Raw genomic sequence first — 25032 nt, 5'->3', positions numbered from 1 at the left:
GCTCACCCGGCCTCCCCGTTCAGTTGTCCACCCGACACATCTCGGCCAGAGTAGCCGCCCCCACCGACAAACACGCCGACCACCGCGGATCCCGTCCCCGAGTCAGCGCACTCCCGCCATGATCAGATCGAGGTCGGCGCGCGAACGCGGGTCGTCCGGGTGTGCCATACCGAGCACGACCACGGTCCCTCCGGACGCCGTGGAGAGCAGGGTCACCCTCAGAAAAGCGGGCTGATTCACGACATCTCGATACTCGGCATGCAGAGCCCGGGTATGACCGCTCCGGCCGTTCGTCGTGATCGCCTTGTCCTCGACCACATCCACCTTGTCCCCGTGCAGGAGCAGCCGCGAATACAGCTCGGTGAGCTCCACCAGGGCCGGGCGCAGCGCAGCGGGCTCGACCTGCTCGCCGGGGCGGATCATGACGATGGCCAGGTCCTGCTTGGTGGCCACCGAGGTGAAGCCGGTGACCGGCGCCAGCACGCCCTGCCGCCAGCCGGACGGCAGCGGATAGGTGACCCCGGCGAGGCCGTCACTGACGGAGACCGTCTCGGGCGGCTCGTCCGGGCCACCCAGGACCGCCAGGACGACCACGGTGACCACCACCCCGGCCGTCAGCAGGGCCAGGACGGCGAGCAGAAGGGTGAGCGCCCAGCGCGGCAACCGGCGTGGAGGCGCGGTCGGCGTGCCGTACCAGCGGGCGGAGGGGGGCAGGTCCTGGTCGGGCTCGCCCCGATCGGTGGGCGGCCAGACCCTCCCATCGTCCATTTGAGGAGTAATTCACGTCCGGGCGCCGACGGTCAATCCGGCTCAGGCTTTTGGTATGCGGTACGCCGTCCACATTTGCCGCATCCGCTCCGCCTGGCCTGCGGTGAACTCGGACATGCAGGTGTCGAAGGAGTAGTCCATGAAATTGTGGACCGAGTCCACGCCGGGGGCGGCGGGGCAGGTGTCCTTGACGGCCGTCGGGCAGCCCTCGGTGGGGTGAGCCTGGGCGGGAGTGTCCTCCACCGAGTCGCCGGGCGCCTCGCAGCCGTTCTCGAAGGGGTGCAGCAGGCCGAGCCAGTGGCCGATCTCGTGGACCCCGGTGAAGCCGCGGTTGAAGTTGCGCAACGCACCGCCGGGCAGGCTGCGCCAGTCGATGACCACACCGTCGAACCCGGGGGCGTCCTTGTACCAGTGCGGATACGTGGAGTAACCCAGCACCAGCTGGCTGAGCTGGCCGATGAACAGGTTGAGGGTGTTCGCGCCGCCGCGCCGGAGCTTGGTCTTCATGGGCTGCTCGTAACTGAGCGGGTCGCGGAACCAGTCCGCGTTACGGGTCCTGGTGATCCCCAGCAGGACGAACCTGATTCCCGTGTCGGCTCCGCCGAACTTACCGCCGTAGGCCGAGTTGAGGGTCGCGACCTGGCCTTTGACGGCGGCGTCCGGCGCGCCGCGCTGGCCGTCGGTGAGCACGTGCACCCACATCGGCACCTTGATCTCGGCCGCCACCGTACGGGAGGCCAGCCGTTCCCGCAGCTCCACGTTGACGCGAGCGATCTCGGCGGGATCCGGATCGCCTCCCCTGGCCGCCCCCGCGCGGCAGTCACGATCGGCGAAGGCGACCCCGGGAACCAGACCCAGCGTGAACAGGCATGCCAAAGAAACGGCGAGTGTACGCCGGGCCATTCGTTCCCCCGATATCAATGAGAAAGCGTGATCTAGGCAGCCGCAGCGATGAGTCGCCTGGTCCACGGCCATGCGGCTGTCTAGGGACGGGTTTCTCGTTAATACGGCTGGTCAGTCCAGCCTCCACACGCTAACCGCATCGGGAACGATCAGCGGGGATCGACACTCACGCGTCGGGCTCGCCCGGGGGAAGACCGTCGTAGATCTCCTTGCACTCCGGACAGACCGGGTATTTCTTCGGATCCCGGCTCGGCGTCCAGACCTTGCCGCAGAGCGCGCGCACCGGGACGCCGGTCACGTAGCTCTCGGTGATCTTGTTGGCGTCCGCGTAGTGCGAGAACCGCTCGTGGTCGCCGTCCCCGTGCGAGAGGTTCGGCGTGACTTCGCTCTCGGGAAGAATCTTCGTACTGCTCATCGCACCGAGTTTAGTCGCCACCACGACGTACGGCTCCCGCCCGCGAAGGCGAGAGCCGTACCCCGAGAAAGTTCTCAGCCGATGTGGACCGCGGCGCCCTCGGTCTTGCGGCCGGCCTTGACCAGCAGGGCCAGGACGGCGGCCAGGACGGCCACGCCGGTGCTCACCATGAAGCCCAGGTGCAGGCCGTCCATGAAGGACAGGTGGGAGGCGTTGGTGATGACGCCGGCCACCTGTTCCGGCAGTCCGGGCGGGGCCATGCCGACCGAGGCCAGGCCCTTGAGGCCCTCGATCTGGTCCGGCGGGATGGCGGCCGCGGCGGGGCCGAGGTAGCCGACGTACACATCGGAGACCTTGGCGGCCACGACGGCGCCGAGGATGGCGGTGCCGAGGGCGCCGCCGACCTGCATGGCCGAGTTCTGCACGCCGCCGGCGACCCCGGCGAGGGACGGCGGCGCGTTGCCCACGATGATCTCGGTCGCGCCCACGAACACGGGGGACAGGCCGAAGGCGAGCAGGGCGAACGGGATGGCGCTGTCGATGAACTCGGCTTCGATGCTCAGCCGGGACATCAGGAACATGGCCGTCGCGGTGATGAGCATGCCGCCCGCGATCGGGATCCGCGGCCCGACCTTGCCGATCAGCAGACCGGCCAGCGGGGACGCGACGATCATGCCCGCGCTCATCGGGAGCATCCGGATGCCCGACTCCAGCGGGGTGAGCCCGTGCACGCCCTGGAAGAAGAACGTGAGGAAGAACATCGCGCCGAACATGGAGAAGGCCATCAGGATCATCAGGCCGGTGCCGATCGAGAACGACACGTTCCGGAACAGGGTGAGCGGGAGCAGCGGCTCCTTGGCGCGGCTCTGCCAGAACAGGAACGCCGCGCCGACGACCACCGTGGCCCCGAGGGAGAGCAGCGTGCCGGTGTCGCCCCAGCCCCACTCGGGCGCCTTGATGATCGCCCAGACCAGCGAGAACATCGTGATCGACAGCAGCAGCACGCCCGGCCAGTCGACCCGGGCCAGCAACTTCGACCGGTTCTCCCGCAGCGCCCACAGGCCCATCGCCAGCGCTACCGCGCCGACGGGCACGTTGATGAAGAACACCGACTGCCAGCTCACGTTCTCCACCAGCAGGCCGCCGACGATCGGCCCGGCCGCGCTGGACAGGCCGATGATGCCACCCCAGGCGCCCATCGCCATGTTCAGCCTGTCACCGGGGAAGGCGAGCCGGAGCAGCGCCAGCGCGGCGGGCTGCAGCAGCGCGCCGAACAGGCCCTGCAGCACGCGGAACGCGATCAGGGCCTCGATGGAGGAGGTCAGGCCGATGGCGAGCGAGGTGAGCGCGAAACCGGCCACACCGATGAGGAAGACCCGCTTGTGCCCGAACAGGTCGCCGAGCTTGCCGGCGGTGATGAGGAAGACCGCCAGGGCCAGCAGGTAACCGCTGGTGACCCACTGCAGGTCGGCCAGGCTGGCGTTCAGTTCCTGGCCGATGACCGGGTTGGCGATGGCGACGACGGTGCCGTCCAGCATCACCATGATCACACCAAGGGACACCGCGAGGAGCGTCAGCCAGGGGTGTCCCTGGCCGGGTTTCTCCGGTGCCTCGGATGGTGCGGCTAGCGCTTGGGCCATGTCGGGATTCCCCCCAGTAGAAGTCAACGCGTCGTAATTTATGTCAGTGAGTGCCAGATGACAAATCCTTTTTTCCGACATAAGGTGACATCTGGCAGTACGTGAACTTTGGGTTTCAGGGAGGTGACAGGGATGGGTCTGCGCGAGCGCAAGAAGCAGAAGACACGGCTGGCGTTGATCGACGCGGCCCTCGATCTCTTCCGCGATCAGGGGTATGAGGCCACGACCATCGATCAGATCGCGGCGAGCGTCGACGTCTCGCCGCGGACGTTCTTCCGATATTTCGGTTCGAAGGAGGACGTCGCGCTGGCGCTGCCAGCGGATGCCATGGACACATTTCTAGCGGAGCTGTCCGACCGTCCTGAATCCGAGTCCCCCTTTGTGGCGATGTCGCAGGCCATGCGGCTGGCGCTGGCGGCCATGGGCCATCGCGACGAGGCCGACCATGAGCGGTTCGTGAAGACGCGCAAGCTGCTGGATAACAATCCCGCGTTCATGGCGGGCCAGATGCGCCTGCTGATGGCCAGCGAGCAGCGCCTGCTGGCCGAGATCAGCCGCCGCCGGGGCACCGACGACCTGCACTCGCACTTCGTGCTCGCGCTGTTCATGTCGGTCGCGCGGGTCGGCTTCGAGTACTGCCAGCCCGACGAGGTACGCGATGCGGACGCCTTGGCCAAAAGACTGGACGAAACTCTCGCGATCGCCGAACAGTCACTACGCCCGGGCTGGGACAAATGACGGCTGCCGGGCGCGGATCAGCCTGACGGTTGCCAATCCCGGCCGGATCGGGCTCGACGGCTGAACGGTTCCGGGGCGGATCAGCTCGACGGCTGCCCGTCCCAGCCGGCTCGTTCGACGGTTGACCAGTTCCGGCGCGGATCAATTCGGCGGCTGACCGGCTCCAGGCCAGATCAGTTCAGCTTGGGGTCGTCCGGATATGTCGCGACCAAGGCGAGTTCGCCCGGTTGACGCCGTAGTACCGAGCGCCAAAGTGTGGACGGATCCGGATGAAACGTGTCCCCGGGTTCGGAGTCGACGACGTACCAGGCGCCCTCCCGGACCTCGTTCTCCAGCTGGCCGCTGGTCCAGCCGGCGTACCCGGCGAAGATCCGCATTTGGGAGATCTCCCCCGCCAGGATCTCGGGGGGCGCGTCGAGGTCGACCGTACCGAGCCGGGAGACGGCCGGGCGGCCGGAGTGCAGGCGCCGCCAGCCCAGCGGCTCCTCGCCGCTGAGCACGGCGGCCAGCGCCAGCGCGCTGTCGGTCTGGACCGGGCCGCCCTCGAACAGCACCGAGGGGCCGGAGACCAGCGCGTCCCAGACGGGGAGCACCTGGGTGACGGTGATATCGCTCGGCCGGTTGAGCACCACGCCGAGTGTGCCGCCGTCGTCGTCGTGCTCCAGGACGAGCACGACGCTACGCCGGAAGTTCGGGTCGTCGAGCAGTGGCGTCGCCACGAGCAACCCGCCGACGTAGATCGCGTCCGCCATACCTTCCATCATGGGGCAGGAAGGACTAATCGCGCACGTCACCCAGACTCGATAATCATCAGGCCTCGGTGAACCCGCGAACCTTTCCGCCGGCGGACTCGCGCACGGCCGCCGCCACCGCGTTGGCCACGTCGGGATGGAACACGCTCGGCACGATGTAGTTGGGCCCGAGCTCCTCCCCCGTGACCACGGCGGCCAGCGCCCGGGCGGCGGCCAGCAGCATGTCCTGGGTGACGCCGTCGGCCTGCGCGTCCAGCAGGCCGCGGAACACCCCGGGGAAGGCCAGCACGTTGTTGATCTGGTTCGGATAGTCGGACCGCCCGGTCGCGACCACGGCCGCGTGCTCGCGCGCGTCGTCGGGCGACACCTCCGGCTCCGGGTTGGCCAGCGCGAAGACCACCGAGTCCGGCGCCATCGTCGCGATGTCGTCCCCGGTGAGGATGCCGGGCGCGGACACCCCGATGAACACGTCGGCGCCCTTCACCGCCCCACGCAGGTCCCCGGAATACCCCTCGGCGTTGGTGTGCTCGGCGATCCACCGCAACGACTCGTCGAGGTCGTCCCGGCCCAGGTGCACCGCGCCCAGGTAGTCGCAGACCACCACCTGCCGCGCCCCGGCCGCGAGCAGCAGCCGCAGCACGGCGGTCCCGGCCGCGCCCGCGCCCGCCAGCGCGATCCGCACGTCGGCGAGCTCCTTGCGCACCACCCGCAGCGCGTTGGTGAGCGCCGCCAGCACCACGATCGCGGTCCCGTGCTGGTCGTCGTGGAAGACCGGGATGTCCAGCAGCTCGCGCAGCCGCCGCTCCACCTCGAAGCAGCGCGGCGCGGAGATGTCCTCCAGGTTGATCCCGCCGAACCCGGGCGCGATGGCCCGCACGATCGTGACGATCTCGTCCACGTCCTGGGTGTCCAGGCAGAGCGGCCAGGCGTCGATCCCGGCGAACCGCTTGAACAGCGCGGCCTTGCCCTCCATCACCGGCAGCGCGGCGGCGGGCCCGATGTTGCCGAGGCCGAGCACGGCCGACCCGTCGGTGACCACGGCCACCGAGTTCCGCTTGATGGTCAGCCGCCGCGCGTCCTCGGGGTTGCGCGCGATGGCCATGCTCACCCGGGCCACACCCGGCGTGTACGCCATGGACAGCTCGTCACGGTTCCGCAACGGCACCTTCGACTGCATCTCGATCTTGCCGCCGAGGTGCATGAGGAAGGTCCGGTCGGACACCTTGTGGATGACCACGCCCTCGATTGCGCCGAGCCCGTCCACGATCGCCTGCGCGTGGTCGGTGTCGCGGGCCGCGCAGGTCACGTCGATGCGCAGCTTCTCGTGACCGGCGTTGGTCACGTCGAGAGCGGTAACGATCCCGCCGGCGTTCTCCACCGCGTGGGTGAGCAGGCTCACGGCCTTACCCCCGGCGGGCACCTCAAGTCGGACGGTGATCGAATAAGAAACACTTGGCACGGTGGCCACGTCAATCCGCTCCTTTGCGCACTGGGTGTGGACCTATCGTGCCACCTCCGGTCGGGTGCATCAGGCCGAAATATGGAGAGAAGCGGAGTGATACGCGCCATTTGAGTGCTTTGACCAAAGCAATCACGCGCGCCTACGCCCTGCCTGGGCGGCCGGTGAGGGCGCCTGGACGACCGCGACCTCAGGGAAACGCTCGTGCCACAGGCCTGGGCGGCCGGTGAGGGCCACCTGGACGACCGCGACTCAAGGAAACGCTCATCCCACAGGGCCGCGTCCGCGAGCATCTCCGCGTCGGCCGCCCGCGTCCGCGCCTTGGCGTCGGCGGGCGCGTCCGCGGCGCAGCGCGAGCGCTCGTCCCGCAGGGCCACTCGTCCCACAGAGCCACTCGTCCCACAGGGGCAAGAGTCAGAAGAGAGCCGAAGCCAGTCCTCTGCGCGCCTTGGCGACCGCCGGGTCGTCGGCGGGCAGGGTGTCGAAGAGGCCGAGGAGGTGGAGCCGGGCCTTGTCCCGGTCCTCCCCCGCCGTGCGGCGCACCAGGGCGATGAGCCGGGAGAAGGCGTCGTCCACGTCGCCCGCGAGCATCTCCACGTCGGCCGCCTGCGTCTGGGTCTTGACGTCGGCGGGCGCGTCCGCGGCGCGGCGCAGCACCTCCGACGGGTTGAGCCCGGTGGTCCGGCGGACCAGGCCGACCCCGGCGAGCCCGATCTTGGCTTCCTCGTCGCCCGGGGAGCGAGCCAGCAGGCGGCCGAAGGCGGCCTCGGCCGCGTCCAGGTCACCGTCCTCGATCGCCATGTCGGCGGCCAGCAGATCGGGGTCGACGGGAGGTTCGGCGGGGCCTTCCTCCCCCGGCGCGACGGGCGCGCCCAGTTCCACGCCGAGCTGCTCGAACACCTGGGTGAGGGCCTGGCGCAGCTGGGCTTCCGGCAGCGGGCCCTCGAACAGCGGCATCAGCTGCCCCTGCACCGCCAGGTACACGGTAGGCACCGCGCGCATCCGCAGCGCCTGGGCCAACTCGGGGTTGGCCTCCACGTCGACCCTGGCCAGCAGCCAGGACCCGCCCGCCTCGGCGGCCAGCTTCTCCATCGCGAGGCTGAACTGCTGGACCTGCTCGGCCCGCGGCACGGTCGCCTCGACGATGATCGGAACGCTCATCGAACGCTCCACCACCTCGGCGGTGAACGTCGCCGCGGTCGGTTCGATGAGCTCGGGAGTCCCGGGCGGCGCGGGGTTCTTGGCCGCGGCCTCGCGCCGCGCCTGCGCCTCCAGCGCCTGCTTGCGCGCGCCGAGATCCACGGCGCCGTAGAGCGATCCAGGTCGAGAGAAGTCCGCTGCCATACTCCTAATCCTGCCGCATCCCCAGGGGACCCTGTCCCATCCCCTCGGGGAAAGGCTTGGCCGCGCCTGTGTCTGGACTGAGGAACGCAGGTCGCGAAGCGGCCGGAGTGACGAGGGAAGACGCAGGCTGAAGGCGGCCAAGCCCGCCGTGCCGGAGGCGCGGCCATGTCACAGTCAGAATCGCGGGGGTTCGGTGTATGTGCCCCATTCTTCGCGGAGCACATCGCAGATTTCGCCCAGCGTCGCCTCGGCCCGGGCCGCCACCAGCATCGGTTCGATCATGTTCCGGTCGGTACGCGCCGCCGCCACCAGAGCGGCCAGCGCCGCGTCCACCGCCCCCTGATCCCGCCGGACCCGCCGTTCGGCCAGCACCCGCCGCTGCTCGGCCTCCACCTCGTGGCTGACCCGCAGGATCTCCAGCGGCTCCTCGGTGGTCCCGGTGTGGCAGTTCACCCCCACCACATGCTTGTCGCCCTTCTCCAGCTGCCGCTGGTAGTCGAAGGCGGCTTCGGCGATCTCGGCCATGAACCAGCCGTCCTCGATGCCGCGCAGCAGCCCGGAGGTGATGTCTCCGGTCCCCATCTCGCGGATCTTGGCGAAGATCTCCTCCGCCTCGGCCTCCAGCCGGTCGGTGAGCGCCTCCACATACCAGGAGCCGCCGAGCGGGTCGACGACGTTGACCACCTCGGTCTCCTCCATGATCACCTGCTGGGTGCGCAGCGCGATCTCGGCGGCCTTCTCCGACGGCAGCGCCAGCACCTCGTCCAGCGCGTTGGTGTGCAGCGACTGGGTGCCGCCCAGCACCGCGGCCAGCGCCTCGACGGCGGTCCTGACGATGTTGTTGTCGGGCTGCCGGGCGGTGAGCGAGACCCCGGCGGTCTGGGTGTGGAAGCGCAGCCACTGCGCCTTCTCGGTGCGCGCGCCGTACACCTCCCGCATCCAGCGGGCCCAGATGCGGCGGGCGGCGCGGAACTTGGCGATCTCCTCGAAGAAGTCGATGTGCGCGTCGAAGAAGAAGGACAGGCCCGGGGCGAAGACGTCCACGTCCAGACCCCGGGACAAACCCAGCTCGACGTAGCCGAAGCCGTCGGCGAGGGTGAAGGCCAGCTCCTGGGCGGCCGTGGAGCCGGCCTCCCTGATGTGGTAGCCGGAGACCGACAGCGGCTTGTAGGCGGGCACTTCGGCGGCGCAGAACTCCATCAGGTCACCGATCAGCCGCAGGTGCGGCTCGGGCGCGAACAGCCACTCCTTCTGCGCGATGTACTCCTTGAAGATGTCGGTCTGCAGCGTCCCGTTCAAAGCCCGCAGCGGTACGCCCTGACGCTCCGCCGCCACCACGTACATACAGAAGATCGGCACCGCCGGACCGCTGATCGTCATCGAGGTGGTCACCTCGCCCAGCGGGATGCCGTCGAACAGCAGATCCATGTCGAGCGCCGAGTCGATCGCCACCCCGCAGTGGCCGACCTCGCCAAGCGAATGCGCGTCGTCGGAGTCACGGCCCATCAGCGTCGGCATGTCGAACGCGACCGAGAGCCCGCCCCCGCCCGCGCCCAGAATCATCTTGTAGCGCTCGTTGGTCTGCCGCGCGTTCCCGAACCCGGCGAACTGCCGGATCGTCCACGGCCGCCCCCGGTAGCCGGTCGCGTGCAGGCCACGCGTGAACGGATACTCCCCCGGCCACCCGATCCGCTCGAACCGGGAATCGGCGGCCTGCGGCCCGTAAACGGGATCGACCGCCAGGCCGGACAGCGTCTTGAACTCGCGGTTCCGCTTGCTCGCCGCGTCGTATCTGGCCTGCCAGCGGGCACGCCCAGCCTCGATCTCGTCCATAGCCAAGATACTAGGACGTCCTACTAAAAACTGCCACCGTCCTTCTCGGTGAAGTCGCCCGCCGCCACCCGGAGGGTTCTGAGCAGGTCGAACATGGCGGTGAGGTCGGGCTCGCCGTACATGCCCAGGCCGAAGTCGGCGGCCATCAGGTCGGCGGTGGCGGCGCGGACGGCGGCGCGGCCCTCGTCGGTGATCTCGGCGAGCACGCCCCGGCCGTCGTTCGGATTCCGGCGGCGGATCACCAGACCCGCCCGCTCCAGCCGGTCCACCGTGTTGGTCACGCTGGTCGGGTGCACCATCAGCCGCTCCCCGATCTTGGAAAGCGGCAGCGCCCCGGCCCGGCTGAAGGTCAGCAGGACCAGCGCCTCGTACCGGGCGAAGGTCAGATCGTACGGCTTGAGCAGCGTGTCCAGTTGCGCGAGCAAGATCTGGTGCGCTCTCATGATCGAGGTGACGGCGGCCATGGCGGACGAGGGCCCGAAGCGCTCCCGCCAGGTCCCGGCGGCGCGCTCGATGGGATCGAACGGCAGGTTGAGAGGCACAGCGTTACGGTAGCGCGGCGATCGTCCAGATTCGCACTTCACGTAGCGTGACCAAACTCAGTCCTTGACCCAAGAATCGGCCCACCAAACATCACGCTCCGTTATGGTTGTCACGTCAAACAGTGAGGCGACGGCAAACTCGCCCCGCGCCACGGGGAAACGGGCGCGGCCGAGCGGGTGGCGGCGTCTACACAGGCACGGGGGGTGCTTGATGGGCAGCACATTGACATGGGTAGGTCGTGCGTGAGCATCGGGGCGTTTCACGCGAGGAGCTGAAGCACAGCGCGGTCGTCACGGTGACCGTGCTGATGGTGCTCGGCCTGGTGGCGGCGTGGAGCGTCCTCATTCCCGGCGTGATGGTGTGGGACAACATCGTCGTCGCCGTCATCGGCTCGCTCCGGCTGACCGGCCCGGTCGCGGCCGCGTTCGCCGCCTGGGTCGCGGTCAGGAAGCGCCGGGCAACCCGGGGCGAACGAACCATCCGGCAGGCGTTGAAAGCGCCCCTGGCGATCCTGGCCGTCGTGGTCGGTTCCTTCGGGGCGACCGTGCTCGTGCTCACGCTGCGCGCGGTGCTCAGCGAGCAGGCCGGCCGACTACTGCCGAGCGGCCTGGCCATGGGCGCGGCCGGCTTGACGCTTTACGTCGTGCTGGGCTGGATGCTCGGCTGGGCCGTGCCATACGCCATCACGCCGATGCTGGCCGGAATGGCCACCTACGCCCTGTTCACCTGGATCGTGGAGGGCTCCGGCTGGGCGGATCGACTGGCACCGGCCCCACCCGAGCCGTACGACCTGTTCCAAGGCCTGAGCGACGGAGCCTTTCTCGATCAGACGATATGGCTCCTGGGCATCAGCGCCGCGCTGCTACTCGGCTGGGCGGCCGCGGTGACACGGCAGCCGCTCGCACTGGCGGCGGCGATGCTCGCCGTGCTGACGGCCGGCACCGGAGTGGCCCGCCTGCTCTCAGAACCCGATGCCCTGGCCAGCGCCCAGAAGATCGTCTACAGCTGCCAGGAGTGGCCGATCACAGTCTGCGTGCACCCCGGCATGCGCGGCGGCCTGACCGAACTGGGCAGCGCGTTCACCGGCATCGCGGCGCGCCTGTCCGGCACCCCCGCCGCCTTCCAGCGAGTCGAGCAGCGCTCCCGCCTGACCGCGGGCGCCGAGGACGCGGCCCGGGGCGTAATCCCCATCCACGTCGACGACCTGGACACCGGCTACGCCGACCGCGCAGCCGCCGAATTCGTCGAACGCCTGTCCCGCCCCTGCACCGAACCCGTCTCCGCCGGCTACCGAGCAATCGTGGCCGCCTGGTTGCGCGGCGAACCCCTCCCCGCCGGCCCACTCGTCGAGCACCAAAACGCCTCCGCATGGTTCTCCGGCCTGAGCGAGGAGCAACGCCGCGAGTGGCTGCGCATGTTCTACGCCGATTTCGCCAACTGCCGGCTGAGCGTCAACCACTTCGGCGGCCCCGCCTACGCACCACGACCAAGCCCAACCCCGCTGATGCCCGTCCCCCTGATGCCCGCGTCTCCCGGCGGAATGCCATCCTCCGCGAGGTGATTGCCGCGTATTAGCGGGAAGATGTCCCTTCGTGAACCGCCAGACACGCGCCCCCCTGACCGAGCCGACCCCCGTCACGCGCCGTTCCCGCCGTGGCTGGCGCTGGTTGGCCGCAGCGCTCTTCGTCGTCCTGCTGCTGGTCGTGGGCGCACGCCTGGCCTGGTCCTGGCTGGACCCGTTCCGCGAAACCACCATCGACCGCAGCCAGCCGGTCCTCCTCCAATCCATCCACAACCTGAGCCGCTTCGAAGCCGCCACCGGCAACTTCCAGGTCGTCGTAGACCTGGAAAAGGACGCCGACTTCCTCCCCGACGCCATCAAGGGCACCCGCACCCTCTTCGTCGGCGCCGGCAACGTCGACGCCTACGTCGAATTCGCCGACCTCGCCAAAGACGCGATCACCGTCTCCCCCGACCGCACCTCCGTAACGGTACGGCTCCCGCGCGCCCAACTCGAAAAGCCCAACCTGGACAACAAACGCTCCTACGTCTACCACCAGGAACGCGGCATCCTCGACCGCGTCGGCGAGTTCCTCTCCGACGCCCCCGGCAACCAGCAGGAGCTCTACATCCTCGCCGAACAAAAAATCGCCGAAGCCGCCACCACCAGCGACCTCCGCGCCCGCGCCGACGCCAACACCAAGTCCATGCTCGAAAACATGCTCAAAGCCCTCGGCTTCACCAAAGTCACCATCACCCACACCGACGAGCCCTAAAGCATGCGGCTCAAAGACCGGCACAAAGGGCTCTAAAGACCGGTCCGAAGTACGGCGGGTCACCCTGCGGGTGGGCAGGGCGGACACGTAGGCCGACATAAGACCGTGCCAGAGACCACCGCGCCCGCGATGGCCGCTGACCAGCGGCTAACGAGACGCTAGCTATCACGGTCGGCCGGAGTGTCCGCCCTGCCCACCCGCTACGGACCTCAACCATTGGCGCAACCCAAGGCTAGAGATAACCCCATTTGGCGCACATTTCGCGCATCTCCTCAGGAACCTCATCAGGTTCCGGGAGCTCCCGACCAGGCTGGACCGTACCGGTCTGGATTTTGTCCCGCCAGTCTCCGATGCCCTTAACGAACGTGCCGTGGTCATGATCGCCATAGCGAAGGATGCCCGGTTCCCACGGAACGCCAAGACGGTCGCAGATCGCCCGGAGCTCGGCCTCTGGGTTCGATGTGAGCCTTTCGTAGGTGACAGTGAGGCCTCCGACCTTCTGGCGGGCTTCCTCGAGGTATGTGGCGTATCTGAGGGCGTGCGGGATGGCCTCCTCCATCGGCCGAGCCTCGGGATCGGCCTCATGCCAGGAGGTGGCGATCGACAACGGATGCCGGATCAGGAACACGAACCGCGCGTCCGGCCAGCAGGTGGAGATCCGTTTCCAGGCGAAGACGTTGCTGGGAGTCTTCTCCACCAGGATCTTCTTGCCACTGCGCAGGAGCTCCCGGTGCAGCATGCGATCCCACAGAATGTGCTCGACATCGCTGTGCGTGTGCCCGAGCGCGGTCAGCGCCTGCTGGAGCGGATCGGTGGGCAGGTTGACGGTCATCCGCCGGAAATGCGTCTCGTGCGGCGCGTGCAGGTGGGAGTGGCTGTTCAGCATCACCCGCAGCAACGTCGACCCGGAACGCACAGAAGCCAGCAGGAATACGGGCTCGCGCAGCAACCGGTCCGCCGCCGCGTCGACCGGCCCCCTGATCATGTCGTCCGGCATGCGCGGCGGCAATGGCGGCAAGGGCTTGGGCGGGAGGCGTACACGCTTGATGGCGTAGCCGGTGACCCCTTCCAGGGTCGAGTTCACAACCTGCTTCCACTTCATGTCGCGAACGTAAAGAGCTGGGGTTACGCGAGGGTGAACAAGGCCTGGGAAAAGCTAGAGCGATGCGATGAGTTCATCGGCGGCCGAGTAGGGATCGATCTTCCCTGCCAGCGCGCGTTCCGCCAGAACGTCCAGCCGCCGGTCGCCGTGAATCGGCCCGCCGATCCGCGCCCGCAACGCCGCCAGCACGATCGCCTCGATCTCGTCCCGGGCCCGCGCCAGCTTGCGTACCCGGCCCTGACCTGATTTTTCGAGATACTCCGCGTGCGCGTCCAGCGCGGCCACGACATCGTCCACACCCTCGCCGCGCACGGCCACCGTGGACACGATCGGCGGCCGCCAGGGCGCCCCGGAAAGCGCGACCATGTTCCGCAACTCCCGGATCGTCGCCTGCGCCCCCTCCCGGTCGGCCTTGTTCACCACGAACACATCGGCGATCTCCAGAATGCCCGCCTTCGCGGCCTGCACGCCGTCGCCCATACCCGGCGCGAGCAGCACGATCGTGGAATCGGCCAGCGAGGCGATGTCCACCTCCGCCTGCCCGACACCGACGGTCTCCACCAGGATCAGGTCGAATCCGGCGGCGTCCAGCACCCGGATCGCCTGCGGCACAGCCCACGAAAGCCCACCCAGATGCCCACGCGTCGCCATGGACCGGATGAACACCCCTGAATCGGTCGCGTGCTCCTGCATCCGCACCCGATCGCCCAGCAGCGCTCCCCCGGTGAACGGCGACGACGGATCCACCGCCAGCACGCCGACCTTCTCGCCGCGCTTACGCGCCGCCTCGATCAGGGTCCCGGTCGAGGTGGACTTCCCCACCCCGGGCGATCCGGTCAAACCCACCACCCTGGCCCGGTACGGCTGTCGCGTGCCGATTACCGCGATGAGGTCACGCAGGGCCGTACCGGCGTTCTCGACCAGGGAGATGGCCCGCGCGATGGCGCGCGGCCGACCGGCCAGAACGTCGTCGGCGAGGGGCGTCACGCGGGAACGCGGATGATCAGGGCGTCGCCCTGGCCGCCACCGCCGCACAGCCCCGCCGCGCCGAGGCCACCGCCCCGACGGCGCAGCTCGTGGGCGAGCGTGAGCACGATCCGCGCACCCGACGCGCCGATCGGGTGGCCGAGCGCGATACCGCCGCCATTGACGTTGACCTTGTCGAGCGGCAGCCCGAGCTCCTTCGCCGACTGGAGCACGACCTGCGCGAACGCCTCGTTGATCTCGACCAGGTCGAGGTCGGCCGCGGTCAGGCCCTGCTTGCCGAGCGCGTGCTTGATCGCGTTGGCCGGCTGGGACTGCAGCGAGTTGTCCGGACCGGCCACATTGCCATGAGCGCCGATCTCGGCCAGCCAGTCGAGACCGAGTTCCTCCGCTTTGGCCTTCGACATCACCACGACCGCGCACGCGCCGTCGGAGATCTGCGACGCCGTCGCGGCCGTGATCGTGCCATCCTTCGTGAAGGCCGGGCGCAGGGTGGCCAGCGTCTCCACGGTGGTATCGGGCCGTACGCCCTCGTCTGCGGTGAACTGCGCTCCCTTGGCGAGCGGGACCGGGACGATCTCGGCGTCGAAGACGCCGTTCTTGGTCGCGGCGGCGGCCAGCTGATGCGACCGCGCGGCCAAAGCGTCCTGATCTTCGCGAGTGAGCCCGAAGCGGGCGTTGTGCCGCTCGGTCGATTCGCCCATCGACACCTGATCGAAGGCGTCGGTGAGGCCGTCCAGCGCGGTCGCGTCCAGGATCTCGGTGGGGCCGTACTTGACGCCCTTGCGGAGGCGGGGAATCAGGTGCGGAGCGTTGGTCATGGACTCCATGCCACCCGCGACCACGATCTCGAACTCCCCTGCCCGGATCAGCTGATCGGCCAGCGCGATCGCGTCAAGCCCCGACAGGCAGACCTTGTTGATCGTCAGCGACGGCACGGTCATCGGGATCCCCGCCAGCACAGCCGCCTGCCGCGACGGGATCTGGCCCGCCCCGGCCTGGAGCACCTGGCCCATGATCACATACTGCACGTCGGCCGGGGCCACGCCCGCGCGCTCCAGCGCGGCCTTGATGGCGATCCCACCGAGCTCGACGGCGGACTGCCCGGCCAGCGCACCGAGCAGCCGTCCGATGGGGGTACGGGCTCCGGCGACAATGACGGAACGGGACATGGGCGGGGCCTCCTCGATAGACCAGGGGCGACGGTGTCACCATACCCAGAGGGGGTCGGAGGATCGCCAAGGAGGGGTGGGCTCAATGTTTCTGCGGATCGATCATGTGGGCATCGCGTGTCACAACCTGGAGGAGAAGATCGAATTCTATGAGTCGACGTTCGGTCTGGTGGTCGTGAGCCGGGAGGTGAACCAGGAGCAGGGCGTGAAGGAGGCCATGCTCCACGTGGCCGACGGCGACAGCGGAGCCTCCTACGTCCAATTGCTCGAACCCCTTCACCCTGACAGCGCCGTAGGGAAGTATTTGAGCAAGCGTGGCGAGGGCGTGCACCACATTGGATACGGCGTGCCAGACGTGGCCAAGGCCATGGCGGACATCGGCGCCAAGGGGGTGCGTCTCATCGACGAACGCCCACGTCACGGCTCTATGGGTGCCTCAATTGCGTTTCTTCACCCCAAGGATGTGGGAGGAGTCCTAACGGAGCTGGTAGAGACATCGAGGCATTGACCAAACGCAAGAAAGGTTCATACGTAACAAGTCGCGCAGAAAGTCCGAGGAGGCCTCCAACACGGCAGCGCCGGAGTACGCTGGCCTACCACCGGACGTGGATCCCGCAATGGGCTCCTCGCCTCGGATGTCCGAAACCCCCCGTCCGGCCCGTGTAGCCGTCTCGACAACCCAGGATCGAGCCTCATGCAGTCCGACATCGACGCCCAGTTGAACAATTTCTTTGAAGACGCCCCCTCCCGGGAATTCGACGTGGTGCTCCGCGGCTATGACCGGCACCAGGTCCACGACCACCTTAAGACGCTGGACACCGACCTGCGTCAGGCCCGGGAGCAGGTCACCGCCCTTCAGCGTGACCTTTCCGACTCCCAGCGCCAGCTGCAGGAGCAGGAGCGCCCGACCTATTCCGGGCTGGGCGCCCGCATTGAGCAACTGCTGCGTCTGGCGGAGGAACAGGCCACCGAGCTGGTCCAGGCCGCCCGGTCGGAAGCCAACGAGATCAAGGCCGCCGCCAAGGTGGACGCCGCCGACGTCCGCGCCGCCGCCGAGAACGAGGCCGCCGAGAAGCGCGCCCTCGCCACCCGCGAGGCCGACGAGATGCGCACCACCGCCGAGCGGGACGCGGAGGAGATCCGCTCCACCGCCAAGCGCGAGTCGGACGAGCTGACCAACACCACCGAGCGTGAGGTCGCCAAGCTCCGCGCCACCGCCGACCACGAGGTCGCCGAGAAGCGCGCCGACGCCGAGCGTGAGATCGCCAAGCTGCGCACCACCACCGAGCGTGAGGTCGCCCAGCTGCGCGCGTCCACCAAGCGCGAGCGCGACGAGGTGCTGACCACCGCCAAGCGCCAGGCCGACGAGATGCGCGCCCAGGCCCAGCGGGTCCTGGAGGAGTCCGAGGCCAAGCGCGCCCAGGACGAGGCCGAGTTCGAGATCCAGCTGGCCGCCCGCCGCGAGGAGTCCGAGCGCCAGGAGTCCGAGCGTCACGCCACCGCGCAGGCCAACACGCAGAAGCTCGTCGCCGAAGCCGAGCAGCGCGCCGCCACCGCGGAACAGCGTGCCACCAAGGCCACCCAGCAGGCCGACCAGACCCGCCGCGAGGCCGACACCCACGCCAAGCAGCTCCTGGCCAACGCCCGCAAGAACGCCGACCAGCTGGTCGCCGAATCCAAGTCCAGCGCCGACTCGATAGTGAGTGACGCCAAGGCCGAGGCCGAGCGCACCCGCTCCAACATGCAGCGCCAGGTCGACGAGCTGACCCGCCAGCGGGACAGCATCACCAGCCACCTGGCCCAGCTCCGCCAGCTCCTCGGCGGCGCCGCCCTGCCCGGCATGGACCCCGAGCCCGCCCCCGTGGTGGCCGCTCCCATCAAGCCGGCCTTGTCCGCCGCGCCCAGCGTCAACGACAAGCCCACCCCGAAGCCCGCTCCGCCCGCCCCCAAGGCGGACGACGACGCCGAATGGTGGCAGGAGTAGAACTCACATCCTCGGGGCGACGTCTACACACTGACACAAGCCCGGCGAAACTTCCGTTTCGCCGGGCTTTGTCACGTTCCTACAACCATCGAGCCTGGTGATCGCCACTTCAGAAAGCCGGACACTTGTCTCCGACGGGTACGCCATTGGGATACGTCTCCGGCTCGGGCATGTCCAGGTCCTTAATCCTGTGGTCGCACCAGTTGGGGTCGGGGTTGACCACCACGGCGTTGGCCACCGAGGTCTGCGCCAACACCATGATGCCGCTCGCGGCGATTGCGAAACCCATCGCCAGAACTATCTTGCCCAGAAATTTCATGCGCTGTTCCCCTTTAGAGAGGACTTCTTACATTAGGTCTCGCCGAGCGTAAGTTAACGTCCCGGCCTCTCGATAGATCACCGCAAGCAACCCATTAACGGACGATTACTTGTAGATTTACTAAATAGACGGTCGGCACTAACCCTCTGGACGGGTGAATCCAGGTCCGCAAGGATGGGCATCCGGTCACCGCCTACGCTGGAGCGGCACGCCTGTACGACACCACGCTCGGCGATCTGCCCGACACCAACACGCAGATGCGTCACATGTGGAGTCGCTGGATGCAGTGCGCCATCCACGACGTCGGCTCGCCCTCAGCCGGCTGACTTCCTCGGATCAGGTCACCCAGGAAAACGCGTGTGCGTGGCGTAGGGCTTGTTGCCCGCCTTTTCCAGAAAGGGCACCGCGCGGTCGAGCTTGTCCTGGCGTACAAGCGTGTCGGCTAGGGAGAACTTGTCGTCAGGCGCAAGCTCGGTGGCCTTGGCCAGGTACGTCTCGACGTCCTGGAACCTATTGGAGGTCAGGGCGATGTAACCCCTGCGCAGCCGCGTGTGCATTTTCTGGATCTGCGCGCAGCAACTGTCCGTAACCCGCTCGAACTCCTCGAACTATCGCCTTCTGAACAGCTCATCAAGGTCATCGCAGGTCGCCGGTCAGAATCCGGGAACGGAACTCCGCGACGATCCGCCGGTAGGGCGGATCCGAACGTTGCGTTGGCATGTGACCTCGATTCAGAGGGTGTCGCGCGCTGCGGCAAGTGTACTAGTTCAATTCTTGGTGAACTAGTTCGCTTTCTGGAGGCACATAGCCTGAATATGCGAGTATTCTGCGCAGTTTGGATACCATGCCCGCATGACAATTGATACACCGTACGCACTCGTACGACGTGCGGATGACGCAGAAAGGCATGCGCTGCTGGACGTCCTCGCCGCAGCGTTTCTGAGCGATTCCGTTGCCACCAGCATGGGCGACACCGGAATGGGGATCGTATGAACCAGTTGTCCGACGCGTTCGCCGAAGTGCGGTCGTGGCACCGACCATTGATGATCATGGTGGCGGCGATGTCCGCGCTCGTCGTCGTCGCGAGCTTCGGTCTCCTCGTAGACGGTCGTGAGCTCCTGCGGGCATCGATCTGGGAGAAGCCGCTGAAGTTCGGGGTGTCGTTCGTCATCTACGGCGCGACGCTCGCCTGGCTGTTGCCGAAGCTTCGCCTGGCAAGGCGCACGATGTGGACCCTCGGAACGGCCTTCGCCGTCACCGGGCTGATCGACGTCGGTTTCATCGCGGTGCAGGCCGCCCGCGGCACCTACAGCCATTTCAACACCAACACCGATGCGTTCAACCAGATCGGGCAGGTGGTCTTCTCCTCAGGCGTGGTCGGGTTGTTCGGGGCGAGCCTGCTCATCGCTGTCATGCTGCTGTTCCAGCGGGTCGGCGACACGGCACTCACCTGGGCCCTGCGCGTCGGGATCGGGCTGTCCGTCATCGGCATGGCGCTGGCGTCCTTCATCCGCGGGTGGGCCGCGACTGGACCACGGACGGTCGAGGACGCCTACGGGGACCCGGTCACGCTGTTGGGGCAGCACGGGGTCGGGGCACCGGACGGCGACGGCATGCCGATCACGAACTGGAGCACTGCGGGTGGCGACCTGCGCGTTCCGCACTTCATCGGCTTGCACTCCGTCCAGGTGTTCGTTCTCGCGGTGCTGGTTCTCACCGCCCTCGCGGCCCGGATCAGCTGGCTGCGCAGCGAACGCGTGCGCGCCCAGCTGACCGGGGTCGTCATCCTGGGCTACACCGCGCTGTTCGCCATCACGACGTGGCAGGCGCTGCGGGGCCAGTCCCTGGTCCACCCCGACACGGCTACGTGGACCGCGCTCGCCGTGACGGTCGTCGTGACCGCGCTGCTGGCGGCTCTGGCCATCTCGGCCGCCCGCCGCAGCGAGGTGGCGCCCGCCGGCGACGGGCACTCGCCCGGCGCACCGCCTCGCGGGCCCGTCGGGTCCTTGAGCCGGGACCATACCGCGGCTCGATGAGAAGGAATCTTTACCATGCCTAAACGGATCCTGGCCCTGACCGCCGTACTCACGTTGGCCGCGGCCGGGTGCGGGATGCTGCCGACGAAGGAAGCCGCGCCCCCGCCCGCCACCACCGCGCCGGCGTCGAGTGACCCGGCCACCAGCGCTCCGCCCGCCACCGCCACGGCATCAGATCAAGACACCCGACCGGCCCTGGCCGAAACCCGCAGCACCATGACCGAGAACCTCAAGGTCGAGGTCGTCGGCCTCAACCGCGTCAAGGGCAAGCACCTCATCGCCCAGATCCGGCTGTCCAACACCGGCACCGAGAAGCACCTGTCCTGGGCCGGCGAGATGGGCGACCGCACCCGCCCCCTCGGCGCGTTCAAGTGGGCCTCCGGCATCGGCGTCCTCGACGCGCAGGCCCGCACCTGGATCCTGCCCTACAAACCCGCCGGCTCCCCCTGCCTGTGCAGCGACCTGGACCGCGACGGCCTCGGCCGCTTCATCGACCCCGGCCAGTCGATCACCGTCTACGCGGTGCTGCCCGCACCGGCGGGCAACCCCGCGACAACCACCGTCGTCACCCCCGTGGGCCCGCCGATGCTCAACGTGCCCATCAGCGACGAAGCTCCGAGCGGTGACTTTCCCGACCCCGAGGCCGAGCCCGTCACGCCGGTCACCCGCCGCCTCATCCTCCCCTCCGAGTCCCTGGACAAATCAGAGGAGACCGCCGACGACGGAAAGGACCTGCACGTCAACCTCTCCTCCGACGTGCTGTTCGCGGTGGACAAGGCCACCCTCACCCCCAACGCCAAGTCGATCCTGGCCCGTACGGCAAAGCTCATCGACGCCTCCCCCGCCACAGTGGTGACGGTGGCGGGCCACGCCGACTCCTCCGGCAACGACGCCATCAACGAGCCGTTGTCGCTGCGCCGCGCCCAGGCGGTGCAGCGCGCCCTGTCGGCAATGCTGTCCGGGGACGGGATCCGCTTCCAGGCCAAGGGGTACGGCTCGCGCCGCCCGCTGTACAGCAACGACAGCGATGAGGGCAAGCGCCGCAACCGCCGCGTTTCGGTGACCTTCCCCAAACCTCAGCCCGCCGCCCAGGAACCGGTGGCCACTACCTCTCCCGGCACACCCGGCCTGACCGGCACCACCAAGGCGGACGGCCAGCCCATCGCCATGGAGATCACGGGCCTGCGGCGGCTGCCCGGCGGCCTCGGCCTGCTCACCTACAAGATCACCAATGAGGGGGCGGCCGAGACCTGGTTCAACGACCTTCACATCGCCCAGGACTGGGAGGCGTACAAGTACCAGGCCGCAACCAACGTCCGCGTGACCGACGTCGCCGCCCGCCGCCAATACCTGCCCGGCCGCCTAGAGGTCCCCACCGACGACGGCGTTGACTTCTACTGCGCATGCACCGACGTCTCCGGCGTCCGCATCAGCACCGAGAAGTTCGCACCGGGCCAGACCCGCGAGTTCTGGAACCTCTTCGCCCTGCCCGACACCGCCGACACCCTCAAGGTCACGATCGGCCCGTTCCGCGACCTCCAGGTCCCCATCCAGTAACGGCATCCGGGGATCGCAGCCCGGAATGAAGCCCGGTGGCCCCGCGTGCGGCTATCCCACCAGGTCGAGCTTGGCCAGCTCGCCCCTGGACACCACAACGAAGGCATCGCGCGAACACACTCGGCACCCTGGAGCGGCTGGCCGCCGTGATCGGAGCGCAGCCCGAGAAGACATACTTCCAGGCCTTGCGAACCGCCAGCGCCGGAAGCTGAACCCGCGGCCCGTGAACCGAGGCAGCTGGGCCCGCGGGCTGGCGGGACCAGCCTCGACTCGATCTCCCGCGCGGCCGATCCCTCGACGACCTCGATCACCCGGCCGGTGTGTGCACCGTCTCCGGCGGCACCTACATTGTCCGGGCCCATCGTGAACCCGAACGCGCAGCCAATGAGATGATCATCCTCATCGGCCACGGCTACCTCAAACCCTTCTCTACCGGTCTGCGCTGGCAAGTTGTCGGTATTTCACAACCTGCACCGCCATCCCGGTCCTTGATAGAGGTCTCGGCGAGATCGGCACACCATGGGGCGCACCAGGCTCTTTGTCTGGAAATCCGCACGGACAGTGACCGAACGGCTCCAACTACCCTCCGCGACGATGACGGCGCAGACTACCGTCATTTCGGCGTCTGAAAGTCATATGCTGAGGGCATGACCGCGTTGCCCGACTGGATGGTGCTGTCGCCCGAAGGGCTCAGTGCCGAGGCCTACGAAGGGCTGCCCGAGGACATCTCCAGGCGCATTGAGATCGTGGACGGAGCCATCGTCGTGAACGCCGCCCCCCGCCGCGCGCACCAGATCCTCGGCCGCCGCCTGGCAAACGCGATCGAGTACGTCTGCGGCGACCACCTGGCTGTCTCCACCGACATTGACTTGAGACTTCGTGACATCCCGCTGCTCAATCGACGTCCTGATATCGCCGTCTACGACGCGTCGCTCCCCGACGAGGAGACTCTGCGCCCTGGACACTGCTTGATGGTCGTCGAGGTCATGTCACCCGCGTCGGTCACTGCGGACCAGAAGGACAAGCCTGCGGAGTACGCCGCTGCGGGGATCAAGCACTATTGGCGAGTCGAACTTGACGACCATGATCACGGACCGGCGGTGTTCCGTTATCGCCTGGACCCCACTACTGGCCTCTACGCTTCTGCCGGGGTCGATACAGGCAAGCTCAAGGTGTCAGCTCCGCTATCTCTGGAAATCGACCTCATCGAACTGATCTGACCCAGCCTTCCCCATTTGCGACTTGCCGGAGTCGAGCACTCTCAAAGATCCCTGCCCAAGCGGGGCGCAGACAGTTCGAGAGATGAGCGAGTGGCTAAATCCAGCCTTTTCGGGCGGCTTGTACGCCGGCTTGGAAGCGGCCCGTAGCGCCGAGGCGGTCGAAAAGGGAGGCTATGCGGCGGCGGAGGGTGCGTTCGGAGATGCCTAGTTGGCGGAGGATGGATTCGTCCTTCATACCGACGGCCAGGAGTTCGAGGATCTGCTGGTCCACGCCGTCGCCGGGGGCCAGGGCGGAGGCGCCCCAGACGGGGGACGATTCCCGCCAAAGGGTTTCGAAGAGGGCTACCAGGGCGTTGGTGAGGGCGCTGCGGCCTACCACTATGGAGGTGAAGCGGGCGCCTTCCTCGTGGTCGGTGAGGGGGAGGAGGGCGGTGCGGCCGTCTACCAGGATCAGCTTGATCGGGACTCGGGAGCGGACTCGGGCCTGCTCTCCTAAGCCGGTCATGCGGCGGATCTCGTCGAGTTTCTGGGGGAGATCCAGGACGATCGAGGAGTAGATGGCCCGGCAGCGTACGCCGCGGGCCAAGGCCGCCTCCTCGGCATCCAGGGATGTGCCCGTCGCGGCGTACGGCGGGGCGTCCAGGGCGAGCACCTCGCGGGTCGCTCCGGCGAGCAGTTCCACGACCCGGCGTCCGGCCGCCGCCGACCCCTCGACGACCTCGATCACCCGGCCGGGGTCGGCGCGGAGCAGACCCTCCTGGAAGTCGGTGGCGAGTTCCTCGGCGGTCATGGCGAGGCGATCCAGCTCCGCCCGCCGTCGCCGGATGGCGGACGACAACGCGACCCGCGGGTCCGCCGGGCGATACCCATACGGTCCGGCGGATTCAAGCAGTCCGGACTCCTGCAGTCGGTCCAGCGCGGCCCGAACTTCAGCGTGTGACGATTCCAGCCTTCGGGTGGACTCCTCGGGGGAAATCTTGGGATCGCGCAGCAGAAGGCGATACAGCCGCTCCTCCAACCCGGACAAGCCGATCGCTTCCCACATACCTCTACCTTGGCAGATTCCGGCCACTGGCCGGTACCGGCCAGCCCAATCGGTACATCACACGCCAGATCCACGTCATCGTTGAAGTGTCTTTCAAGGCAACACCTTGAGGGAGGAAGACCTACGGCCGGCGTTGAGGGAGGCGCCGGCCGTTGTCTGTCATACGGCCGGCCCTCCGGCGCGAGCTCAGCCGCTCTTCCGACCTCGACCGATTCGGCACCAGCCCTCCGCCCGCCATCCCCCGCCATCCGCACCCTCACCGACCTGATTGGCCCGCTGTGTACGCTGCGGCACCATCTACTCCTCGATCGTCCTGGCCCTCCCCCAGAAACTCGACAAGATCCGCCGCATAACCAGCCTGTGTGCCTTCTCTTGTCTCTCCGGTCACTTCGCTCCTTCCGAAGGGACCCGAATGCTGGGTCCGGATCCCTTATCAGACGCGTTTGCGATCTTCGGTTGACCTTGTTGAAGGAGTCGAAGGATGGCGAGGGCACGCCGTCGGCGAGCGTCGTTCCGGGAGAAGAGGGCAACCAGTCCGGCGAGCAACCGCAGCAGGGCATCCGGGCCGCAGCGGAGCACAACGATCACCACGAGGACGGAGGTGGGGATGGCTGCCAGGATGGCCGCGATGCCGGACATAGCGATGTTCTCCTACGGCTTGAGAAACATCGCTGTGCGCCATCCAGGAGGTGCGGTGACGTCGGAGCGACGCAACCGTATCCCTGGACAAACGCGCGGCGGAACCTGTTTGACTCCATCATGCAAGGCAACCCCAAGCCCTCAAAGCGAGGTGAGCCGAATCTCACTGCCTGGTATGCCGACTCTAGGAACTTGATCGGCGGTGCCCGCCAGCGTAAGCCGCAGACAAGATTGCCCACATCGAAGTTCACGAGGCCAGAGAGCCTGTTGGGCTAATGCACAGGGCCCTCGGGCTCCCCGATA

At 67.9% G+C, this 25032-nt stretch carries 24 protein-coding genes; 9 read left to right on the top strand and 15 right to left on the bottom strand.

Annotated features, from left to right (window positions below; all coding sequences use genetic code 11):
- Window positions 1-102: 102 nt before the first annotated feature.
- From Aple_RS26255 to Aple_RS26240, 4 genes are all read right to left on the bottom strand, one after another.
- Complete coding sequence (locus Aple_RS26255) at window positions 103-768, bottom strand: hypothetical protein (RefSeq protein ID WP_155347370.1); 666 nt, start codon at window positions 766-768, stop codon at window positions 103-105.
- 42 nt (window positions 769-810) lie between these two features.
- The gene (locus Aple_RS26250) at window positions 811-1671 is read right to left on the bottom strand and encodes a zinc metalloprotease (protein WP_246264781.1); all 861 of its coding nucleotides are present in this window, start codon (window positions 1669-1671) and stop codon (window positions 811-813) included.
- A 166-nt stretch (window positions 1672-1837) separates the two neighbouring features.
- On the bottom strand, window positions 1838-2086 hold the full coding sequence (locus Aple_RS26245; protein WP_155347368.1) for a DUF3039 domain-containing protein: 249 nt from the start codon (window positions 2084-2086) through the stop codon (window positions 1838-1840).
- A 74-nt stretch (window positions 2087-2160) separates the two neighbouring features.
- Complete coding sequence (locus Aple_RS26240; protein ID WP_155347367.1) at window positions 2161-3726, bottom strand: DHA2 family efflux MFS transporter permease subunit; 1566 nt, start codon at window positions 3724-3726, stop codon at window positions 2161-2163.
- A gap of 132 nt (window positions 3727-3858) precedes the next feature.
- On the opposite strand from Aple_RS26240, the gene Aple_RS26235 reads away from it, so the two are divergent.
- Window positions 3859-4464 carry a TetR/AcrR family transcriptional regulator gene (locus tag Aple_RS26235; protein WP_155347366.1) on the top strand — a complete coding sequence of 202 codons (606 nt, stop codon included), beginning with the start codon at window positions 3859-3861 and terminating at the stop codon, window positions 4462-4464.
- A gap of 173 nt (window positions 4465-4637) precedes the next feature.
- On the opposite strand, the gene Aple_RS26230 is transcribed toward Aple_RS26235, so the two are convergent.
- The 5 genes from Aple_RS26230 to Aple_RS26210 all read right to left on the bottom strand — a co-directional run bounded on the left by Aple_RS26230 (window position 4638) and on the right by Aple_RS26210 (window position 10394).
- Window positions 4638-5216, bottom strand: a complete 579-nt coding sequence (locus Aple_RS26230; RefSeq protein ID WP_155347365.1) for a YqgE/AlgH family protein — start codon at window positions 5214-5216, stop codon at window positions 4638-4640.
- Window positions 5217-5274: 58 nt separating this feature from the next.
- Window positions 5275-6684 (bottom strand): NAD-dependent malic enzyme, encoded by a 1410-nt coding sequence (locus tag Aple_RS26225; RefSeq protein WP_155347364.1) that lies wholly within the window; start codon window positions 6682-6684, stop codon window positions 5275-5277.
- A gap of 405 nt (window positions 6685-7089) precedes the next feature.
- Window positions 7090-8019: a tetratricopeptide repeat protein gene (locus Aple_RS26220; protein ID WP_155347363.1), complete on the bottom strand. Its 930-nt coding sequence runs from the start codon at window positions 8017-8019 to the stop codon at window positions 7090-7092.
- A 174-nt stretch (window positions 8020-8193) separates the two neighbouring features.
- Window positions 8194-9852 (bottom strand): coenzyme B12-dependent isobutyryl-CoA mutase large subunit, encoded by a 1659-nt coding sequence (icmA, locus tag Aple_RS26215; protein WP_218038511.1) that lies wholly within the window; start codon window positions 9850-9852, stop codon window positions 8194-8196.
- Between the two features lie 23 nt (window positions 9853-9875).
- A complete protein-coding gene (locus Aple_RS26210) occupies window positions 9876-10394 on the bottom strand; it encodes a MarR family winged helix-turn-helix transcriptional regulator (protein WP_155347361.1) in 519 nt (172 codons plus the stop codon).
- A 239-nt stretch (window positions 10395-10633) separates the two neighbouring features.
- Between Aple_RS26210 and Aple_RS26205 the strand changes: the two genes are divergently transcribed.
- Complete coding sequence (locus tag Aple_RS26205) at window positions 10634-11956, top strand: hypothetical protein (protein WP_155347360.1); 1323 nt, start codon at window positions 10634-10636, stop codon at window positions 11954-11956.
- Between the two features lie 31 nt (window positions 11957-11987).
- Window positions 11988-12671 (top strand): DUF4230 domain-containing protein, encoded by a 684-nt coding sequence (locus Aple_RS26200; RefSeq protein WP_246264780.1) that lies wholly within the window; start codon window positions 11988-11990, stop codon window positions 12669-12671.
- A gap of 232 nt (window positions 12672-12903) precedes the next feature.
- Here the strand turns inward: Aple_RS26200 and Aple_RS26195 are convergent, their stop codons facing one another.
- From Aple_RS26195 to Aple_RS26185, 3 genes are read right to left on the bottom strand one after another with little or no spacing between them, the layout of a single operon-like run.
- The gene (locus Aple_RS26195; RefSeq protein ID WP_155347359.1) at window positions 12904-13773 is read right to left on the bottom strand and encodes a sulfotransferase family protein; all 870 of its coding nucleotides are present in this window, start codon (window positions 13771-13773) and stop codon (window positions 12904-12906) included.
- Window positions 13774-13827: 54 nt separating this feature from the next.
- Window positions 13828-14760 (bottom strand): methylmalonyl Co-A mutase-associated GTPase MeaB, encoded by a 933-nt coding sequence (gene meaB, locus Aple_RS26190; protein WP_155347358.1) that lies wholly within the window; start codon window positions 14758-14760, stop codon window positions 13828-13830.
- Window positions 14757-15929 carry an acetyl-CoA C-acetyltransferase gene (locus Aple_RS26185; RefSeq protein ID WP_155347357.1) on the bottom strand — a complete coding sequence of 391 codons (1173 nt, stop codon included), beginning with the start codon at window positions 15927-15929 and terminating at the stop codon, window positions 14757-14759. Before Aple_RS26185 ends, meaB begins: the two co-directional genes overlap by 4 nt.
- A gap of 85 nt (window positions 15930-16014) precedes the next feature.
- Here Aple_RS26185 and mce point away from each other — a divergent pair, with 85 nt between their 5' ends.
- Window positions 16015-16437, top strand: a complete 423-nt coding sequence (mce, locus tag Aple_RS26180) for a methylmalonyl-CoA epimerase (protein ID WP_155347356.1) — start codon at window positions 16015-16017, stop codon at window positions 16435-16437.
- 186 nt (window positions 16438-16623) lie between these two features.
- Window positions 16624-17913 (top strand): DivIVA domain-containing protein, encoded by a 1290-nt coding sequence (locus Aple_RS26175; protein ID WP_155347355.1) that lies wholly within the window; start codon window positions 16624-16626, stop codon window positions 17911-17913.
- Between the two features lie 109 nt (window positions 17914-18022).
- On the opposite strand, the gene Aple_RS26170 is transcribed toward Aple_RS26175, so the two are convergent.
- Together Aple_RS26170 and Aple_RS26165 are read right to left on the bottom strand one after the other, a co-directional pair.
- Window positions 18023-18232, bottom strand: a complete 210-nt coding sequence (locus tag Aple_RS26170) for a hypothetical protein (protein WP_155347354.1) — start codon at window positions 18230-18232, stop codon at window positions 18023-18025.
- Between the two features lie 341 nt (window positions 18233-18573).
- Window positions 18574-18789: a tetratricopeptide repeat protein gene (locus tag Aple_RS26165; protein WP_155347353.1), complete on the bottom strand. Its 216-nt coding sequence runs from the start codon at window positions 18787-18789 to the stop codon at window positions 18574-18576.
- Window positions 18790-19084: 295 nt separating this feature from the next.
- Between Aple_RS26165 and Aple_RS26160 the strand changes: the two genes are divergently transcribed.
- The 4 genes from Aple_RS26160 (at window position 19085) to Aple_RS26145 (ending at window position 23045) form a co-directional block, all read left to right on the top strand.
- Window positions 19085-19225, top strand: a complete 141-nt coding sequence (locus tag Aple_RS26160) for a hypothetical protein (RefSeq protein ID WP_155347352.1) — start codon at window positions 19085-19087, stop codon at window positions 19223-19225.
- Window positions 19222-20268 (top strand): hypothetical protein, encoded by a 1047-nt coding sequence (locus Aple_RS26155; RefSeq protein ID WP_155347351.1) that lies wholly within the window; start codon window positions 19222-19224, stop codon window positions 20266-20268. Before Aple_RS26160 ends, Aple_RS26155 begins: the two co-directional genes overlap by 4 nt.
- Before the next feature lie 15 nt (window positions 20269-20283).
- Window positions 20284-21825: an OmpA family protein gene (locus Aple_RS26150; protein WP_155347350.1), complete on the top strand. Its 1542-nt coding sequence runs from the start codon at window positions 20284-20286 to the stop codon at window positions 21823-21825.
- Between the two features lie 647 nt (window positions 21826-22472).
- The gene (locus Aple_RS26145) at window positions 22473-23045 is read left to right on the top strand and encodes a Uma2 family endonuclease (protein ID WP_155347349.1); all 573 of its coding nucleotides are present in this window, start codon (window positions 22473-22475) and stop codon (window positions 23043-23045) included.
- 94 nt (window positions 23046-23139) lie between these two features.
- On the opposite strand, the gene Aple_RS26140 is transcribed toward Aple_RS26145, so the two are convergent.
- Window positions 23140-24090, bottom strand: coding sequence for a LuxR C-terminal-related transcriptional regulator (locus Aple_RS26140; RefSeq protein WP_155347348.1), 951 nt, complete (start codon window positions 24088-24090; stop codon window positions 23140-23142).
- Between the last annotated feature and the right edge of the window lie 942 nt (window positions 24091-25032).

It is taken from the genome of Acrocarpospora pleiomorpha, from assembly GCF_009687885.1.
Classification (GTDB): domain Bacteria; phylum Actinomycetota; class Actinomycetes; order Streptosporangiales; family Streptosporangiaceae; genus Acrocarpospora; species Acrocarpospora pleiomorpha.
The sequence above is the reverse complement of the archived record's forward strand: the minus strand, read 5'-3'. Positions and strand labels throughout refer to the sequence as shown.